15 protein-coding genes, 1 pseudogene and 2 riboswitches are annotated in these 16,972 nt (G+C 70.3%); of the genes and pseudogenes, 10 read left to right on the top strand and 6 right to left on the bottom strand.

Features of this window, described 5'->3' with window-relative positions:
• Positions 1-11 precede the first annotated feature (11 nt).
• Genes DIE06_RS10500 through cobA form a run of 4 tightly spaced genes read right to left on the bottom strand, consistent with a single transcriptional unit; the run spans position 12 to position 3,161 of the window.
• Entirely contained in the window at positions 12-1,337 is a 1,326-nt protein-coding gene (locus DIE06_RS10500; RefSeq protein ID WP_124661363.1) for a cobyrinate a,c-diamide synthase, read from the bottom strand.
• Between the two features lie 3 nt (positions 1,338-1,340).
• On the bottom strand, positions 1,341-1,943 hold the full coding sequence (cobO, locus tag DIE06_RS10495; RefSeq protein ID WP_124661362.1) for a cob(I)yrinic acid a,c-diamide adenosyltransferase: 603 nt from the start codon (positions 1,941-1,943) through the stop codon (positions 1,341-1,343).
• 34 nt (positions 1,944-1,977) lie between these two features.
• The gene (locus DIE06_RS10490) at positions 1,978-2,355 is read right to left on the bottom strand and encodes a cobalamin biosynthesis protein (RefSeq protein WP_124661361.1); all 378 of its coding nucleotides are present in this window, start codon (positions 2,353-2,355) and stop codon (positions 1,978-1,980) included.
• A complete protein-coding gene (gene cobA / locus DIE06_RS10485; protein ID WP_124661360.1) occupies positions 2,352-3,161 on the bottom strand; it encodes a uroporphyrinogen-III C-methyltransferase in 810 nt (269 codons plus the stop codon). The genes DIE06_RS10490 and cobA overlap by 4 nt, the downstream gene beginning before the upstream one ends.
• Positions 3,162-3,270: 109 nt before the next feature.
• A riboswitch (cobalamin riboswitch) is annotated at positions 3,271-3,506 on the bottom strand.
• 124 nt (positions 3,507-3,630) lie between these two features.
• Positions 3,631-3,894: riboswitch (cobalamin riboswitch) on the top strand.
• 183 nt (positions 3,895-4,077) lie between these two features.
• On the opposite strand from cobA, the gene DIE06_RS10480 reads away from it, so the two are divergent.
• The 8 genes and pseudogenes from DIE06_RS10480 to DIE06_RS38960 form a co-directional block, all read left to right on the top strand.
• Positions 4,078-5,136, top strand: coding sequence for a HoxN/HupN/NixA family nickel/cobalt transporter (locus DIE06_RS10480; protein ID WP_124661359.1), 1,059 nt, complete (start codon positions 4,078-4,080; stop codon positions 5,134-5,136).
• A 25-nt stretch (positions 5,137-5,161) separates the two neighbouring features.
• On the top strand, positions 5,162-6,250 hold the full coding sequence (gene cobW, locus DIE06_RS10475) for a cobalamin biosynthesis protein CobW (protein ID WP_124661358.1): 1,089 nt from the start codon (positions 5,162-5,164) through the stop codon (positions 6,248-6,250).
• Positions 6,251-6,256: 6 nt separating this feature from the next.
• A complete protein-coding gene (gene cobN / locus DIE06_RS10470) occupies positions 6,257-10,066 on the top strand; it encodes a cobaltochelatase subunit CobN (RefSeq protein WP_124661357.1) in 3,810 nt (1,269 codons plus the stop codon).
• On the top strand, positions 10,063-11,151 hold the full coding sequence (locus tag DIE06_RS10465; RefSeq protein ID WP_124661356.1) for an ATP-binding protein: 1,089 nt from the start codon (positions 10,063-10,065) through the stop codon (positions 11,149-11,151). Before cobN ends, DIE06_RS10465 begins: the two co-directional genes overlap by 4 nt.
• 68 nt (positions 11,152-11,219) lie before the next feature.
• A complete protein-coding gene (locus DIE06_RS10460) occupies positions 11,220-11,828 on the top strand; it encodes a VWA domain-containing protein (protein ID WP_124661355.1) in 609 nt (202 codons plus the stop codon).
• An 81-nt stretch (positions 11,829-11,909) separates the two neighbouring features.
• Positions 11,910-12,362, top strand: a complete 453-nt coding sequence (locus DIE06_RS10455; RefSeq protein WP_124661354.1) for a YaiI/YqxD family protein — start codon at positions 11,910-11,912, stop codon at positions 12,360-12,362.
• Between the two features lie 120 nt (positions 12,363-12,482).
• Complete coding sequence (locus DIE06_RS10450; protein ID WP_124661353.1) at positions 12,483-13,055, top strand: DUF1993 family protein; 573 nt, start codon at positions 12,483-12,485, stop codon at positions 13,053-13,055.
• 36 nt (positions 13,056-13,091) lie between these two features.
• Positions 13,092-13,172 (top strand): annotated as a pseudogene (locus tag DIE06_RS38960) (phosphotyrosine protein phosphatase); the annotation flags it as partial.
• A 32-nt stretch (positions 13,173-13,204) separates the two neighbouring features.
• On the opposite strand, the gene DIE06_RS10440 reads toward DIE06_RS38960, so the two are convergent.
• Positions 13,205-13,633, bottom strand: a complete 429-nt coding sequence (locus tag DIE06_RS10440) for an NUDIX hydrolase (protein ID WP_124661352.1) — start codon at positions 13,631-13,633, stop codon at positions 13,205-13,207.
• 161 nt (positions 13,634-13,794) lie between these two features.
• A complete protein-coding gene (locus DIE06_RS10435) occupies positions 13,795-14,037 on the bottom strand; it encodes a hypothetical protein (protein WP_124661351.1) in 243 nt (80 codons plus the stop codon).
• A gap of 272 nt (positions 14,038-14,309) precedes the next feature.
• On the opposite strand from DIE06_RS10435, the gene DIE06_RS10430 reads away from it, so the two are divergent.
• Together DIE06_RS10430 and DIE06_RS10425 are read left to right on the top strand one after the other, a co-directional pair.
• A complete protein-coding gene (locus DIE06_RS10430; protein ID WP_124661350.1) occupies positions 14,310-15,488 on the top strand; it encodes a CaiB/BaiF CoA-transferase family protein in 1,179 nt (392 codons plus the stop codon).
• 127 nt (positions 15,489-15,615) lie between these two features.
• Positions 15,616-16,917, top strand: a complete 1,302-nt coding sequence (locus tag DIE06_RS10425; protein WP_124661349.1) for a CitMHS family transporter — start codon at positions 15,616-15,618, stop codon at positions 16,915-16,917.
• Positions 16,918-16,972 lie beyond the last annotated feature (55 nt).

The following is a 16,972-nucleotide window of genomic DNA, read 5'->3' as shown; positions in this document are numbered from 1 at the left end:
GCCGTCTCGGTTCAATTGCGGCATGTGTCGAACTGGAACACGTCCCCACTGAACAACGCCACCGCCATCTCCGGATTCGACGGCCAGTACATGTGCATGTACGTCGCGACGATCGCGCCCGTGCGATAAACGGCTTCACCGCTGCCGGGCGCCCCATCGGGCCGGGCAGCGGCGGCCACCGGCGCCAGCGGCGTATCGAGCCGCGAGTAATGAAACGTGTGACCGCGCATCGGCCCGGTGCGCGTGTCCAGCTGCTGCATCCCGAGCGCCGCGAACCGGCGCTGCATCGTCGCATGGCCCGGCAGCAGCCCGAGCAGCGGCGTCGTCACGCCGTCCACGTCGGTCAGCGATTCGCACAGATACACCATCCCCCCGCATTCCGCGACGATCGGGCGGCCGGCTGCCACGTGCGCGCGAATCGTCCGCGCGGTCACGGCATTCGCCGCGAGCGTCGCCGCATGCAGCTCCGGATAGCCGCCCGGCAGGAACAGCGCATCGCAATCGTCCGGCACGGGTTCGTCGGCCAGCGGCGAAAAGAACCGCAACTGCGCACCGAGCGCATCGAGCAGCGCGAGATTGGCCGGATAGATGAACGAGAACGCCGCATCGCGCGCGATCGCGATCCGCTTGCCGGCGAGCGCACGCGGCAACGGCGCGCAATCGTCCGGTTCGGCGAACACAACGGCGGGCGGCAATTCGGCGAGCGCCGTTCGCGCGAGCACATCGGCCGCGCGCTCGAGCCGCGCATCGAGGTCGTCGATGTCGGCCGGCTGGTGCAGGCCGAGATGCCGCTCGGGCAGCGCGATGCCCGCATCGGCCGGCACGTGCCCGAGCCAGCGCAAGTCGTCCGGCAGCGCCTGCTGCAACAGCTCCGCGTGTCGCGGCGACCCGACGCGGTTCGCCAGCACGCCGTGAAACGGCACCTCCGGCCGGAACCGCGCGAGCCCGAACGCGATCGCCGCGAACGTCTGCGCCATCGCCTTCGCGGAAATCACCGCGACGACCGGCACGCCGAACGCGGCCGCGAGATCGGCGCTGCTCGGCGTGCCGTCGAACAAGCCCATCACGCCTTCGATCAGGATCAGGTCCGCGTCGCGCGCCGCATCGGCGAGCAGCGCGCGGCAGCCGGCTTCCCCGACCATCCCGAGGTCGAGCGCATGCACGGGGGCGCCGCTGGCGCGTTCGAGCAGCATCGGATCGAGAAAATCCGGGCCGGTCTTGAACACGCGCACGCGCCGGCCGAGCCGCCGGTGCAGCCGCGCGAGGCCGGCCGTCACCGACGTCTTGCCCTGGCCGGACGCGGGTGCGCTGACGAACAGCGCGGGGCAGGCCGGCATCGGTCAGAACTCCACGCCGCGCTGTGCCTTCACGCCTTGCTCCTTGTACGGATGCTTGACGAGCCGCATTTCGGTGACGAGGTCGGCCGCATCGATCAGCGCATCGGGCGCATGCCGGCCGGTGACGACGACGTGCACCGAATCCGGCCGCGCGACGATCGTCGCGAGCACTTCGTCGAGCGGCAGGTATTCGTACTTCAGCACGGTGTTCAGCTCGTCGAGGATCACCATCCGGTACTCGCCGCTCTCGATCATCCGGCGCGCCTCGTCCCAGCCCTTGCGCGCGGTCGCGATGTCGGCGTCGCGATTCTGCGTGTTCCACGTATAGCCGTCGCCCATCGTCACGAAGTCGCATTCCGCGACCGCGCCGAGGAAGTCGCGCTCGGACGTGTGCAGCGCGCCCTTGATGAACTGCACGACGCCGAGCCGCATGCCATGGCCGAGCACGCGCACGGCCATGCCGAACGCGGCCGTGCTCTTGCCCTTGCCGTTGCCGGTGTTGACGATCAGCAGGCCCTTTTCCTGGGTGGCGGCAGCCTGCTTCTTTTCATGGCCGGCGCGGCGGCGTTCGGTCATCCGCTGATGGGATTCGGCATCGGTCTTCATCGGGAATCGTCCTGTCGAAAGCGAAACAAAGGGTTCAGAGCGGGCCGGCGAGCGCGACCGTCACGCCGTCCCGGATGGATTTGGGGCCGAGCAGCCGGCCATTGGGCGCCGCGAGCCGCGCGCACGGCTCGGCCACGCCCGCGACGCCGAAACGCGCGAGGGCGGCAGCCGACGGGCCGCTCAATGCCGGTTCGGGACACTGCGCGAGCTGCGCTGCGTCGAACGCAACCAGCGGCCAGCCGCGGCGCGCGCACAGCGTGCGCAGCGGCCGGGCATGCGCCTTGTCGGCGAGCGTCGCGACGACGGCCGGCTCGGCGCCCGGGTAGTGCGCCAGCGCCGCGCGGATCGCGGCATCGAGTTGCGCGGCCGTCACGCCGGCGCGGAAACCGACGCCGAGCGCGACGCGCATCATGCGCGGCCGCCGAGCGCCGCGCGCACCGCCGGATCGTCGGCGAGTGCCGCGACGCGGCCGATCACGACGATCGCGGGCGAACCGATACCGGTCGCGCCCACGCGTTCGACGACCGTGTCGAGCGTCGCGAGCACGTGCCGCTGCGCATCGCGCGTCGCGTTCTCGATCGCCGCGCACGGCGTGTCGCCGGGCACGCCGCCGTCACGCAGCGCGGCCACGATCGCGTCGAGCCGGCGTATGCCCATGTAGATCACGATCGTCATCCGCGTCGCGGCGAGCGCGCGCCAGTCGGGTTCGTCGGCGCCCGCGCCGTGGCCCGTGACGAAGATCACGCCCTGCGCGTCGCCGCGATGCGTGACCGGAATGCCGAGCGCGGCCGGGGCCGCGATCCCGGCCGTGATGCCGTTCACGACCTCGACCGGGAAACCCGCCGCACCGAGCGCGAGCAACTCCTCGCCGCCGCGGCCGAACACGAACGGATCGCCGCCCTTGAGCCGTGCGACGCTGCGGCCCGCGCGCAGGTGCGCGAGCATCGCGGCGACGATCGTTTGCTGCGGCGTCGACGCATGGCCGCCGCGCTTGCCGACATGCTCGATACGCGCGTCGGCGCGCGCATGGCGCAATACGTCGGGGTTCACGAGATCGTCGACGAGCAGCACGTCGGCCGCGGCGATCGCGCGCACGGCCTTCAGCGTCAGCAGATCGGCGTCGCCGGGGCCGGCGCCGACGAGCCAGGCGCGGCTCATCGGACGCGGCACGGCGCACACCGTGTCGTAGCGGTGGAAAGGGGACAGCGAGCGGCACATCGGCGGCCGGCGGACAGGCAAGGCATGACGGATCGGGCAAAGCCCGCGCGAGCGCGGGCGGAAAGCGCACCCCATCCGTCCCCCGCGGATCGGGCGTTCGGCGAGCAGCGGGCTCGCCCCTTGCGTCGGCCGGTATCCGGGCTGGCCGCTTGCCAGGCCGCAGCCTTCCCGCCCGCTGAAGGGCAGTGGCATCGCGGGCGGCCTGGGCGCGTGCGGGGGAACCGCGGCGCGCGGGCGGCGTACCGTTGCGGGGACAGCACAGGCCGGGCGGACCTCCGCCTCCTGTTTCCCGTTTAACTGCGTGCGCGGAATACGCATGCGAGCACCGAACGCGGCGCATACGATAGCACAGCGGTCGGCCCGCGCGAACCCGCCGTGCGGGCGCCGCGAGCGGCCCCCGCACGGTGCGCGGCCACGCCGAACGCGCCGCGGCGGCCCGTTCCGCCTTGACGCTCCCCGCACCGCCGCCTACACTCGCACGCGTTTCGGTGCTCGCGCGCGCTCCTCCGGCGCGCGCAGTTAAACGGGAAACAGGGAGCCTGCCTGCGCCGCAGTCGAGCCAACCTGTGCTGCCCCCGCAACGGTAAGCGAACGCGTCGCGCCCAGCGCGATGCAGCGCCGCTTCGCCGCATGCCTGCCGCATGCGGACGACCGCCACTGGATGCCGCGCATCCGGGAAGGCGAAGCGGCGTGTTCGTCAGCCCGGATACCGGCCGAAACGTTGGGGTTCAGCGCCGCGGGGAGGCGGCGCATCGTCCACGGCCGCCGTTCGCCGGACGCCCGAGCGTTGCCCGCTTCCTCCGCCGATCCGTCAACCGCTGCGCGCGGGCCGGGGCGAGGAACGGCCGGCGCCGCGCGCCGGGCCGACGACGGCCGTGTTGGCATTCATCATGTCGACCGTTCGCAAAGGAGCATCATGCTCGACTCGTTCTTCCGTCTGTTCAACGACAGCCCGTCCGGGCTGCGCGGCAAAATCATCGCGATCTATTCTTTGCTCGTCGCGTTCAACGCCGGCGCGTGGATCTGGGCATTCGTCGCGTTTCGCGACCAGCCCGTGCTGCTGGGTACCGCGCTGCTCGCCTACGTGTTCGGGCTGCGCCATGCGGTCGACGCCGACCATATCGCCGCGATCGACAATGTCACGCGCAAGCTGATGCAGGAGGGCCGTAGCCCGCTCGGCGCGGGCCTGTTCTTCTCGCTCGGCCACTCGACGGTGGTGATCGTGATGTCCGTGGCGGTCGCGCTGACCGCGGCATCGCTCGCGCGCTTCGAGAGCATGAAGACCTGGGGCGGCGTGATCAGCACGAGCGTGTCGGCATTCTTCCTGCTGGTGCTCGCAGCCGCCAACCTGCTGATCCTGATCTCCGTCTACCGGACGTTTCGCGCGGCCCGCCGCGGCGAGCCGATCGTCGACGCCGACCTCGACATGCTGATGAACCAGCGCGGCGTGCTGGCCCGCCTGTTCCGGCCTCTGTTCCGCCTCGTGTCGCGCAGCTGGCACCTGTATCCGGTCGGCTTCCTGTTCGGCTTCGGCTTCGATACCGCGACCGAAATCGCGCTGTTCGGCATCTCGGCCACGCAAGTGCAGGGCGGCCTGTCGTTCTGGTCGGTGATGGTGTTGCCGGTGCTGTTCACCGCCGGCATGACGCTCGTCGACACGACCGACGGCATCCTGATGATGGGCGCGTACCGCTGGGCATACGTGCGGCCGATCCGCAAGATCTACTACAACATGACGATCACGTTCGTGTCGGTGCTGGTTGCCGCGCTGATCGGCGGCATCGAGGTGCTCGCGCTGCTCGCGGATAAACTCTCGCTGCAGGGCCCGGTGTGGAATTTCTCGACGATGGTCGCCTCGCATTTCGGGATGCTCGGCTACGTCGTGATCGGCCTGTTCCTCGCGTGCTGGATCGTATCGGCCGCGATCTACCGCATCAAACGCTACGACGAGATCGACGTGACGCTCTCGGCCTGACTCCCTTTTCGACACAGGACCCACCATGACCCTACGCAAGCTTCCCGTCACGATCGTCACGGGCTTTCTCGGCAGCGGCAAGACCACGCTGATGCGCCACATCCTGCAGCACGCCGGAGGCCGCCGCATCGCGGTGATCGTCAACGAATTCGGCGAACTCGGCATCGACGGCGAAATCCTCAAGGGCTGCGGGATCGGCTGCGAGGATGCGGAGGGCGCACCGGGCGAAGCGTCGGGCCAGCTGTACGAACTCGCGAACGGCTGCCTGTGCTGCACCGTGCAGGAGGAGTTCTATCCGGTGATGGAAGCGCTCGTCGAGCGCCGCGCCGACATCGATCACGTGCTGATCGAGACGTCGGGCCTCGCGCTGCCGAAGCCGCTCGTGCAGGCCTTCAACTGGCCGACGATCCGCAACAGCTTCACGGTCGACGCGGTCGTGACCGTCGTCGACGGGCCGGCCGCCGCGAGCGGCCAGTTCGCCGAGAACCCGCAGGCTGTCGACGCGCAGCGCCGCGCCGATCCAAATCTCGACCATGAGTCGCCGCTGCACGAACTGTTCGCCGACCAGCTGTCGTCCGCCGATCTCGTGATCGTGAACAAGGCCGACCTCGTCGCCGACGCGCAGTTCGCCGCGGTCGAAGCCGCGATCCGCGAGGAAATCCCGCCGCAGGTGAAGATCGTGCGCGCGACGCGCGGCGAGCTCGACCTCGCGATGCTGCTGGGCCTCGAATCTGCATCGGAGGAAACGATCCATCTGCGGCACGACCATCACGGCTCGGCCGACGACGGCGATCACGACCACCATCACGACGATTTCGATTCGGTGGTGGTGTCGGGCGACGCGGGGTCGCGCGAGGCGACGATCGCTGCGCTGCAGCGCGTGGTCGAGACGCACACGATCTACCGCGCGAAAGGCTTCGCGGCGCTGCCCGACGCACCGATGCGACTCGTGATCCAGGGCGTCGGCCGCCGCTTCGACAGCTATTTCGACCGTCGCTGGCAGGACGGCGAAACGCGTGCGAGCCGCTTCGTGCTGATCGGCGAGGAGCTCGACGCAGCCGCGCTGCAGCGCGCGTTCGACGCCGCGTGCGCGGCCGACGTGCAACAGGCGTAACGCGCGATGCATCTGCTGCGCACCACGCCGGGTGGCTTCGTCGACGATACGCAGGGTGTCGTCCGGATCGACCAGCAGCCGGCCGACATCGTGATCCTGAGCTCGGCCGACACGACGCTGTCGCTGCTGGCCAGCGTCGTGCCGAAGCTGCCGGCCGGCTTTCCGAGCGTGCGGCTCGCGAACGTCACGTTCCTGCGGCAGCCGGCGTCGGTCGATTTCTATGTCGACGACGTGCTGCGTCACGCGATGACGGTCGTGATCGATCATCTCGGCGGCGAGGCGTACTGGCCGTACGGGATCGAACAGGCCGTGTCGCTCGCGTCCAAGCGCGGGCAACGGCTCGCGATGTTCTCCGGCGACCTGCAGGAAGACCCGAACCTCGTCGCGAAGAGCACGGTCGCGCCCGACCTGTGCCGGCTGTGGTGGCGTTATCTGCGCGAAGGCGGAATGCACAACGCCGAAGCGTTGCTGCGCAGCATCGCATTCCATACGCTCGGCTTCGGCGACGAACCCGAGCCGCCGCGCCCGCTGCCGGCCGCCGCGCTGTATCACCCGGCGCGCGACCCGGCGAGCGTCGACGACTGGCGCGCGCGCTGGACGCCCGGCGCGCCCGTCGTCGCGATCCTGTTCTATCGCGCGCACTGGCAGGCCGCGAACACCGCCGTGTTCGACGCGCTGGCCGATGCACTCGTGCGCGAGGGACTCAATCCGCTGCCGATCGCGGTCACGTCATTGAAGGACGCCGTGAGCCGCGAGGTCATCACGCAGCTCTGCGACACGCACGGCGTCGCGCTCGTGCTGAACACCACGGCCTTCGCGGCCGGCGCGATCGACAGCCCCGAGCCCGACGTGCTCGCGGGCGACGCGCCGGTGCTGCAGGTGATCCTGTCCGGCGGCAACCGCGACGCGTGGGTGGCCGACAACCAGGGGCTGCACGCGCGCGACATCGCGATGCACATCGCGTTGCCTGAAGTCGACGGGCGCATCGTCACGCGCGCGGTGAGCTTCAAGGGGCTGGCGTATCGTTGTCCGCACACCGAAGTCGACGTCGTGCGTTACCAGCCCGACGCCGAACGGATCGCATTCGTCGCGGCGCTCGCGCGCGGCTGGTGCCGGCTGCGCACGCTCGACAATGCCGACAAGCGCATCGCGCTGATCCTCGCGAACTATCCGCAAAGCGAAGGGCGGATCGGCAACGGCGTCGGGCTCGATACGCCGGCGTCCGCACTGCGCGTGCTCGTGGCGCTGCGCGATGCCGGCTATGCCGTGGCCGACCTGCCGGCCGACGGCGACGCGCTGATCGCGCGGCTCACCGAAGGCGTGACCAACGATCCGGCCGTGCGCGCATTGCGCCCGGCGTTCCAGAGTTTCGCGCTGGCCGACTACGTCGCGCATTTCGCGCGGCTGCCGGCCGCCGTGCGCGACGCGCTGAACGCACGCTGGGGCCCGCCCGAAGCGGACCCGACGCTGCGGCAGGGGCGCTTCGCGATCGCCGGCTGGCGCGCGGGCAACGTGTTCGTCGGCATCCAGCCGTCGCGTTCGCGCGGCGAGAACGACTATGCGAGCTACCACGATGCGGACCTCGTGCCGCCGCACGCGTACCTCGCGTTCTATTTCTGGCTGCGCGATGCGTTCGGCATCGACGCGGTCATCCACCTCGGCAAGCACGGCAACCTCGAATGGCTGCCGGGCAAGAGCGTCGCGCTGTCCGACGCGTGCTGGCCCGACCTGACGCTCGGGCCGCTGCCGCACCTGTATCCGTTCATCGTCAACGATCCGGGCGAGGGCAGCCAGGCGAAACGCCGCGCGCAGGCGGTGATCGTCGATCACCTGATGCCGCCGCTCACGCGCGCGGAAAACTACGGCCCGCTGCAGGATCTCGAACGGCAGGTCGACGAATACTACGAAGCGCTGATGGTCGATGCGCGGCGCGCGAAGCTGCTGCGCAAGACGATCCTCGCGACGATCGCCGAACACCGGCTGCATGACGAACTGAGCGTGTCGCCGCCGCGCGATGCGGGCGACGAAGATGCGCTGCTGACGCGCGTCGACGCGTGGCTGTGCGAATTGAAGGAAGCGCAGATTCGCGACGGGCTGCACGTGTTCGGCGCATCGCCGGCCGATCGTCAGCGGCGCGACACGCTGCTCGCGCTCGCGCGTTTTCCGGTCGGCGACGGCAAGGGCGAACGCGCGGGGCTGATCGGCGCGCTCGCGCGCGATCTCGCGCTCGGCGACGATTTCGATCCGCTCGCGGCCGACTGGGCCGCGCCGTGGACGGGCCCGCGGCCGGCCGCGCTGCAACTGCTCGACGCATCGCCGTGGCGCCATGCGGGCGATACGCGCGAGCGGCTCGAACGGTTCGCGCAGCAGTGGCTGGACGGGTTGTGCGCGCATGCCGGCGGCGATCCCGGCATCGAAGCGACGCCGCCCGGTGCATGGCCGCACACGCTCGCCGTGCTCGAACGCGTTCGCACGGCGCTGCTGCCCGCGCTCGACGCGTGCGGCGGCGAGGAAATGCGCCAGCTGCTGCGCGGGCTCGACGGCCGCTTCGTGCCGCCGGGGCCGAGCGGTTCGCCGTCGCGCGGCCGCCCCGACGTGCTGCCGACGGGCCGCAACTTCTATTCGGTCGATACGCGCGCGGTGCCGACGCAGGCCGCTTGGTCGCTCGGGCTGAAATCCGCGCAGCAGCTGATCGAACGCCATCTGCAGGATCACGGCGACTATCCGCGCGCGATCGGGCTGTCGGTCTGGGGGACGGCCACGATGCGCACCGGCGGCGACGATATCGCGCAGGCGTTCGCGCTCATCGGCGTGCGGCCGAAATGGGCGCACGGCAGCCATCGCGTGACCGACTTCGAGATCCTGCCGATCGAGATCTTCGACCGGCCGCGCATCGACGTGACGCTGCGCGTGTCGGGCTTCTTCCGCGACGCGTTCCCGAACCTGATGCACCTGTTCGACGCGGCCGTGCAGGCCGTGGCCGCGCTCGACGAGCCCGAGGCACTGAACCCGATCCGCGCACGCATCGAGCGCGAACGCGCGACATGGATCGAGCAGGGCGTGGCGCCGGACGAAGCGCGGCGCCGGGCCGGCTGGCGCGTGTTCGGCGCGCGGCCGGGCAGCTACGGCGCCGGCCTGCAGGACCTGATCGACCAGCGCCGCTGGCAGACCGACGCCGACCTCGCCGACGCTTACCGCCAGTGGGGCGGCCATGCGTACGCGCAGAACAGCGCGGGCGACGCCGCGCCCGACGTGTTCGGCGCGCGGCTCGCGACGATCGACGTCGTCGTGCAGAACCAGGACAGCCGCGAACACGACATCCTCGACTCGAACGACTACTACCAGTTCCAGGGCGGGATGACGGCGGCCGTGCGCCACCTGTCCGGGCAGCAGCCGAGCATCTACCACGGCGACCATGCGAACCCGGTCGCGCCGAAGATGCGCACGCTGCGCGAGGAAATCGCGCGCGTGATCCGCTCGCGCGTCGTCAATCCGAAATGGCTCGACGGCGTGAAGCGTCATGGCTACAAGGGCGCGGCCGAAATGGCCGCGACCGTCGACTACCTGTACGGCTATGACGCGACCGCGCGCGTGCTGTCGGATCACCAGTACGCGCTCGTCGCCGACGCATACCTGTTCGACGACGACACGCGCGCGTTCCTCGAACGCCACAACCCGAAGGCGCTGCACGGCATCTGCGAACGCTTCGTCGAAGCGATGCAACGCGGGCTGTGGCAGCAGCCGGGCGACTATCGCGAGCGGATCGAAGCGGTCTGGCTCGACAGCGAACAACTTCAGGAAGGGGGACGGCGATGACCGATCCGACGACGCATCGCGCACGCGCGGTGTTCCCGTTCGCGGCGCTGGTCGCGCAGCAACCGCTGCAGCAGGCGCTGCTGCTCGCGGCGATCGACCCGTCGCTCGGCGGCGTGCTCGTCAGCGGGCCGCGCGGCACCGCGAAATCGACCGCCGCGCGCGCGCTCGCCGAACTGCTGCCCGAAGGGGCATTCGTCACGCTGCCGCTGTCGGCGAGCGACGAGCAGGTCACGGGCACGCTCGATCTCGCGCATGCGCTCGCCGAAAACGGCGTGCGCTTTCGCCCGGGCCTGCTCGCGCGCGCGCATCGCGGCGTGCTGTACGTCGACGAGGTGAACCTGCTCGCCGACGGGCTCGTCGATACGCTGCTCGACGTCGCCGCGAGCGGCGTGAACGTGATCGAGCGCGATGGCGTGTCGCACGCGCACGACGCGCGCTTCGTACTGGTCGGCACGATGAATCCCGAGGAAGGCGAACTGCGCCCGCAGCTGCTCGACCGCTTCGGGCTGATGATCGAGCTCGAGAACTGCTTCGACGCCGCGCAGCGCGAGCAGATCGTGAAGGCGCGCCTCGCGTTCGATCTCGATCCGGACGCGTTCCGTGCACGTCACGCGGCCGCGCAGCGCGAGCTCGGCGACCGGATCCACGCGGCGCGGGCACGACTGTCGACGCTGGATTTCGACGACGCGGTTCACGCGCGCGTCAGCGCGCTGTGCATCGACGCGGCCGTCGACGGCCTGCGCGCCGACCTCGTGATGCTGCGCGCCGCGCGCGCGCTCGCGGCGCTGGAACAGGCCGACGCGGTGACGGTGCCGCATGTCGAACGCGTGGCCGACGCGGTGCTGCGGCATCGGCGTCATGCAGGTACGCCGCCGTCGTCAGGCACGTCGCAGTCGAATGGTGACGGCGACGGTAACCGCGACGGCCGTTCGCCACCGCACACACGCCGGCAGCCCGACGATCGACCGGACGCGGCGCGAAACGATGCGACCGCGTCGCAAGGCGACTGGGGCTACCTGCCGCCCGAGCCGGCCGGACTGCGCGACGTGAAAAGCGTGGTGCCGCTGCCGCTAAAAAAACGCTGAGCCATCGAGCCGACGCCGCCGCGAACACGGTTCGCGGTCCTCGATGGCAACCAGGCGCCGCCGCACGCGTGCCGGGTACGGTGCGTGCCGGCACGGCCGTTGCGTGGCCGGCGACGCTCGCCGCGAAGCGCGGCGGCCCGCTGCACGCCGACCACCTGCGTTTTCGCAAACGGGCCGGCACACCACGCGCACTCCATTGCTTCGTGCTCGACTGTTCAGCGTCGATGCTGTCGCACGAACGGCTCGCGCTCGCGAAAGGGTTGATCGTCGCGTACTTCGATCAGGCCGCGCGCCACCGCGTGGAAACCGCGCTGATCTGCTTCGGCGGCAACGGCGCCGCGCGGCGCTTCGGCCCGGCCGTGCCGCGCTGGTGGAATGCGCGCTGGCTCGAACCGGTGGACGGCGGCGGCGGCACGCCGCTCGCGGACGGCATCGCGGCCGCCGCGCAATTGCTCGCGCGCGATGCGCGGCGTACGCCGGACAAGCAGCGCTGGCTGTGGGTGCTGTCCGACGGACGCACGCGCGAAACGCCGCCGAAGCCGGCGGCCGCCGATCACGTCGTGTTCGTCGACTTCGACGACGCGGCCGTGCGGATCGGGCAGGGCAGGCGGCTCGCCGATGCATGGGGCGCGCAATGGACGACGGCCGCGTCACTGTCTCCCGGGCTGGCCGGCTGATCCGGATCCGGTGATCGGCCGCGCGGGACGATCGCCGGCGCTGCGCTATGATCGCCGTTTCAACTCACCGGAATGCCTGCCATGCAAGTACTCGTCGATGCCGACGCGTGTCCCGCCGTCATCAAGGACATGCTGTTTCGCGCCGCGCGTCGTGCCGAGATCTGCGTGACGCTGGTCGCGAACCAGTTCCTGCGCACGCCGCCGTCGCCGTTCATCAAGGCGCTGCAGGTGCCGGCCGGCTTCGACGTGGCCGATGCGCGGATCGTCGAGCTCGTGGAAGCCGGCGATCTCGTGATCACCGCCGACATCCAGCTGGCCGCCGCCGTCCTCGACAAGGGCGCGCATGCGCTCGACCCGCGCGGCAACTGGTTCAGCCGCGAGAACATCGAGGAACGCCTGTCGACGCGCGCGATGATGGATCAGCTGCGCAGCGCGGGCATCGATACGGGCGGGCCGGCGCCGTTCAGCGCACGCGACGGCAAGACGTTCGCGTCGCAGTTCGACCGGTTCCTGGCACGCCGCGGCACGCCGTGACGCACCGGGAGCCGGTCATGCGATGCGTCACCGGTTTCGCGTCGAATCGTCGGCTACGGCAGAATACGGATTCGCCCCGACATGGATGTCGCGGCGCGAACGACCCACCGGAGGGCATGGATGTCACCGACCCAACTTCTCGTTCCCACGTTCACCCAGATGCTGCGCGCGCAATCCGCGTGGCTCGACAAGGCCGCGGCGCACCGGCAGGCCGAGGGCAGCGCGCCCGACGCGGTGCTGACGCTGAAGCTCGCGCCCGACATGTATCCGCTCGCCGCCCAGGTGCGGTTTTCGTGCTTCCAGGCCATGGAACCCGTCTACCGTCTGCGCGGCGAACCGCTGCCGGACGCGCTGCTGGCGTTGCGGGAAGCCGGCTGGCATGCCGATGCGCAGCCCGGCACGCTGAGCGACGCGCAAGGGATCCTCGCCGGCACGATCGCCTTCCTCGGCGAACTCGCGCCCGACGCGCTCGATGGTGGCACCGCGCTGCCTATCGCGCTCGAACTGCCGAACGGCATCGCGTTCGACATGACGGGCGAGCAGTACGCGCGCGACTGGGCGCTGCCGCAGTTCTACTTTCACGCGATCGCCGCGTACGCGATCCTGCGCCATTACGGCGTCGATCTCGGCAAGGCCGACTACGTGCCGCACATGCTCGCGTACGTGCGGCCCGGCACGATTCCTCAGGGTTGAACGAATGAGCGGACGATCCGGCGGCGGCGCCGCGGCATGACGCGGGCCCTGTTCGTCTGCAGCCGCAACCGGCTGCGCAGCCCGACGGCCGAGGCGGTGTTCGCCGCAAGGCCGGGCCGTTGCTGCGCGCGCGAGCGGCGCGGGCCGGTTCAGCGCGAGCGAAGCGGGCCGTCCGCGAGCGCGGAAAAGCGGTCGAGGTGCAGCAGTTCGATGATCTTGCGGGTCGGCACGCTCGCACGCAGCGTCTCGAGCCGTTCGACGTCGAACCACTTGCAGCGCGCGATCTCGTTGCTCGCGCGCGGGGTCAGGTGTTTCGGCACGTCGGCCACGAACACGTGATGGAGCTTCGTGAGGCCGCCGAACTGCACTGCATAGTCGAGCGCGAGCCCCTCCAGCCGCGTTTCTTCCGCCAGTTCCCGCTGCGCGGCCTCCAGCGGCGTCTCGCCGCGCCGGATCGTGCCGCCCGGCAGCGACCAGCGCGCCGCGCTACGGGCGACCAGCAGCACGCTGCTGCGCTGGCGGCACACGATCGTGGCGCGTTCCTTGATGCTGGCGACGGTATCCGGCCCGGTATTCATGTTCGGCAAAACAGGTGCTGAATCGTGGAGGGAAATGCACGTCGACCGGCGTTGCCGGCCTGTCGCCCGATCGTCGGGCACGACGGCATGCAAGCCGCCGCGCCGATCATACCGGGCGTTCGTGACAGTTCCGTGCGTTACCCAGCGCAACGCGCATCGCGTCATGCGTGCGTGTCGATCGCCGAGCGAGCCGGCTTCCCGGACCGCACGTGGCGCCGTTTGTGGACGACACGCCGGTGGTGATGCGGCGGCGTCACATGCGGGCGCGCGGGCGCGGGCCGTGCCTCCGGCGCGGTGGCCCGCGGTCCGGATTGTCCCTCGCCAAAATGGAAGGTCCGGGTTTGCGCGCGGGCGACACCCAGCGTCGACACCAGCACGATGGCCGCGAGCAGCATGCGTTTCATGAAAAGTCCGCCTTGGGTCAGATAAGTACGTTCCGCGAGCTTAGCGAACGGCGGCACGACGCCGCAACCGCCCCGCGTTCGGTGTCGTCCCCACTTGCGGGCGGCCGCGTACTCCGCACGGCTGCCGGGGCATGTCCGGCTTGACAATAAAATTCCTGGGTGTGAATATAAATTCACGTTCAAGAATTATTCTTCGAGTCCGGGAAACCGTGCCGCCACTGTCGGCCCGGCGAAACCGGCGATCCGATCAACCGGAAGCAGGAGCGAGACGCATGGCGGAGCTGGAACAGCAGGGCGCGCTGGCGGGGTTGCGCATCATCGATCTGTCGCGGGTGCTGGGCGGCCCGTACGCGACGCAGATCCTCGCCGACCACGGCGCGGAGGTGATCAAGGTCGAACCGCCGTCGGGCGACGAGACGCGCACCTGGGGGCCGCCGTTCGACGGCGACACCGCGTCGTATTTCCTCGGCGTGAACCGCAACAAGCTCGGCATCGCGCTCGACCTGACCCAGCCGGAGGATCGGGAGCGGCTGCTCGGCCTGCTCGAGCACGCGGATGCGCTGGTCGAGAACTTCAAGATCGGCACGATGGAGCGCTGGGGGCTCGGCTTCGACACGCTGCACGCGCGTTTTCCGCGGCTCGTCCATTGCCGCGTGTCGGGCTTCGGCGCGGACGGCCCGCTCGGCGGGCTGCCCGGCTACGACGCGGCCGTGCAGGCGCTGGCCGGGCTGATGAGCGTAAACGGCGAGGCGGGCGGCGCGCCGCTGCGCGTCGGCGTGCCGATCGTCGATCTCGTCACCGGGCTGAACGCGGCGCTCGGCGTGCTGATGGCGCTGCGCGAACGCGATGCGAGCGGGCGCGGGCAGTTCGTCGAATCGACGCTGTTCGACTGCGCGCTGTCGATCCTGCATCCGCATACGCCGAACTTCTTCCATTCGGGGAAGGCACCGGTGCGCACCGGCAACGCGCATCCGAACATCACGCCGTACGACAGCTTTCCGACCGCGAGCGTCGACATCTTTCTCGCGGTCGGCAACTACGGGCAGTTCGCCGCGCTGTGCGACGTGCTCGGCACGCGCGACTGGCCCGACGATCCGCGTTTCGCCGACAACCGCGCGCGCAGCGCGAACCGCACCGCGTTGCGCGCGCTGCTCGAAACGGCGCTGGCCGCACACGACGGCGCGGCGCTCGCCGAGCGGCTGATGCGCCGCGGCGTGCCGTGCGCGCCCGTGCTCGGACTCGACGCGGCGCTCGACCATCCGCACGTCGCGCATCGGCGGATGAAGGTCGAACTGGGCCGGCATCGCGGCATCGCGTCGCCGATCAAGCTCGGCCGCACGCCGGCCACGTATCGGCGGCCACCGCCGGCGCTGAACGAACATGCGGCGCAGGTGTTTGCCGACGACGAACGCGAGGGCAACGGCAACGACAGCGGCACACGCGGCAACTGACACGCATCGCGGCCGGCGGCCGTGCGATGGCGTCCAGCGCTGCCGCACGACCGCGCAACCCGTCGGACACCAAACCACACCACGCCGCGCCGCGCCCGACGCGCGCCGGCGCAACAGGAGACACATCATGCTCGCATGGATCGGCGCGATCGCGATCGTCGCGCTGTTCGGCCTGATCATCACGAAGCGGCTGTCGCCGCTCGTCGCGCTGATCGTCGTGCCGGTGGCCGCGTCGCTCGCGGCCGGCTTCGGACTCTCGACGGGCAAGTTCATCGTGCACGGCGTGCAGAACATCGGCCCGATCGCCGGGATGTTCGTTTTTGCGATTCTATTTTTCGGAATCCTCACCGACGCGGGGATGCTCGACCCGATCATCGCGGGCGTGCTGCGCGTGATCGGCTGCCATCCGCCGCGCATCGTGGTCGGCTCGGCGCTGCTCGCGCTGCTGATCCACCTGGACGGCTCGGGCGCCGTCACGTTTCTCGTCACGCTGCCCGCGATGATGCCGCTCTATACGCGGCTCGGGATGGACCGGCGGATCCTCGCGTGCGTCGCGTCGATGGCGGCCGGCGTCAACTTCCTGCCGTGGGTCGGGCCGATGCTGCGCGCGTCGGCCGCGCTGCACATTCCCGGCTCGGCGATCTTCATGCCGATGATCCCGGTGCAGATCGCCGGGCTCGTGTTCGTGTTCGGCACCGCCTACGTGCTCGGCGTGCGCGAGGCGAAGCGGCTAGGGCTCGATCGCGCCGGCGCGGCGTCGCTCGCGATCGCACCGCGCGTGCTGACCGACGCCGAACGCGCGCTGCGCCGGCCCGGCCGCTTCCGGATCAACCTGGTGCTGACGCTCGTCGTGCTCGGCACGCTGGTGTCGGGCATCGTCGACCCGATGGTGATGTTCATGCTCGGCACGGTCGCCGCGCTCGTCATCAACTATCCGGACGTACAAGCGCAGCGCGAGCGGATCGACGCGCATGCGAAGGCCGCGCTGATGATGGCGAGCGTGCTGCTCGCGGCCGGCGCGTTCACCGGGATCATGTCCGGCACCGGCATGCTGAAGGCCATGGCCGATGTCGTCGTCGCGCACGTGCCGGTCGAGCACGCGCGCCACATGCCGTTCGTGCTCGGCCTGCTGTCGATGCCGCTGAGCCTGCTGTTCGACCCCGACTCGTTCTACTTCGGCGTGCTGCCGGTGCTCGCGGAAAGCGCGAAGCTGCTCGGCGTGCCGCCGATCCAGATGGCGCAGGCCGCGCTGCTCGGCCAGATGACGACCGGTTTTCCGGTCAGCCCGCTCACGCCCGCGACGTTCCTGATCGTCGGCCTGACCGGCGTCGAGTTGGCCGAGCACCAGAAATTCACGATTCCGTTCCTGTTCGCCGCTACCGTGCTGATGGTCTTCGCCGCGGTCGTTGCGGGCGTGTTTCCGTTGTGAGCGTCCGTATCCCCGTCGCGCCGCGCCGGCCTCCACCGAGAAATCCCCTCAAAGC

It is taken from the genome of Burkholderia sp. Bp8998 (assembly GCF_003854235.1).
Classification (GTDB): Bacteria; Pseudomonadota; Gammaproteobacteria; order Burkholderiales; family Burkholderiaceae; genus Burkholderia.
The sequence above is the reverse complement of the archived record's forward strand: the minus strand, read 5'-3'. Positions and strand labels throughout refer to the sequence as shown.

Bases quoted from the DNA above. Each gene is read 5' to 3' on its own strand.
- DIE06_RS10435 (WP_124661351.1), bottom strand. From the start codon at position 14,037: ATGAAACGCATGCTGCTCGCGGCCATCGTGCTGGTGTCGACGCTGGGT.
- DIE06_RS10450 (WP_124661353.1), top strand. From the start codon at position 12,483: ATGTCACCGACCCAACTTCTCGTTCCCACGTTCACCCAGATGCTGCGC.
- DIE06_RS10490 (WP_124661361.1), bottom strand. From the start codon at position 2,355: ATGATGCGCGTCGCGCTCGGCGTCGGTTTCCGCGCCGGCGTGACGGCC.
- DIE06_RS10430 (WP_124661350.1), top strand. From the start codon at position 14,310: ATGGCGGAGCTGGAACAGCAGGGCGCGCTGGCGGGGTTGCGCATCATC.
- DIE06_RS10425 (WP_124661349.1), top strand. From the start codon at position 15,616: ATGCTCGCATGGATCGGCGCGATCGCGATCGTCGCGCTGTTCGGCCTG.
- cobO (WP_124661362.1), bottom strand. From the start codon at position 1,943: ATGAAGACCGATGCCGAATCCCATCAGCGGATGACCGAACGCCGCCGC.
- DIE06_RS10455 (WP_124661354.1), top strand. From the start codon at position 11,910: ATGCAAGTACTCGTCGATGCCGACGCGTGTCCCGCCGTCATCAAGGAC.
- DIE06_RS10480 (WP_124661359.1), top strand. From the start codon at position 4,078: ATGCTCGACTCGTTCTTCCGTCTGTTCAACGACAGCCCGTCCGGGCTG.
- cobA (WP_124661360.1), bottom strand. From the start codon at position 3,161: ATGTGCCGCTCGCTGTCCCCTTTCCACCGCTACGACACGGTGTGCGCC.
- DIE06_RS10440 (WP_124661352.1), bottom strand. From the start codon at position 13,633: ATGAATACCGGGCCGGATACCGTCGCCAGCATCAAGGAACGCGCCACG.
- cobN (WP_124661357.1), top strand. From the start codon at position 6,257: ATGCATCTGCTGCGCACCACGCCGGGTGGCTTCGTCGACGATACGCAG.
- DIE06_RS10465 (WP_124661356.1), top strand. From the start codon at position 10,063: ATGACCGATCCGACGACGCATCGCGCACGCGCGGTGTTCCCGTTCGCG.
- cobW (WP_124661358.1), top strand. From the start codon at position 5,162: ATGACCCTACGCAAGCTTCCCGTCACGATCGTCACGGGCTTTCTCGGC.
- DIE06_RS10500 (WP_124661363.1), bottom strand. From the start codon at position 1,337: ATGCCGGCCTGCCCCGCGCTGTTCGTCAGCGCACCCGCGTCCGGCCAG.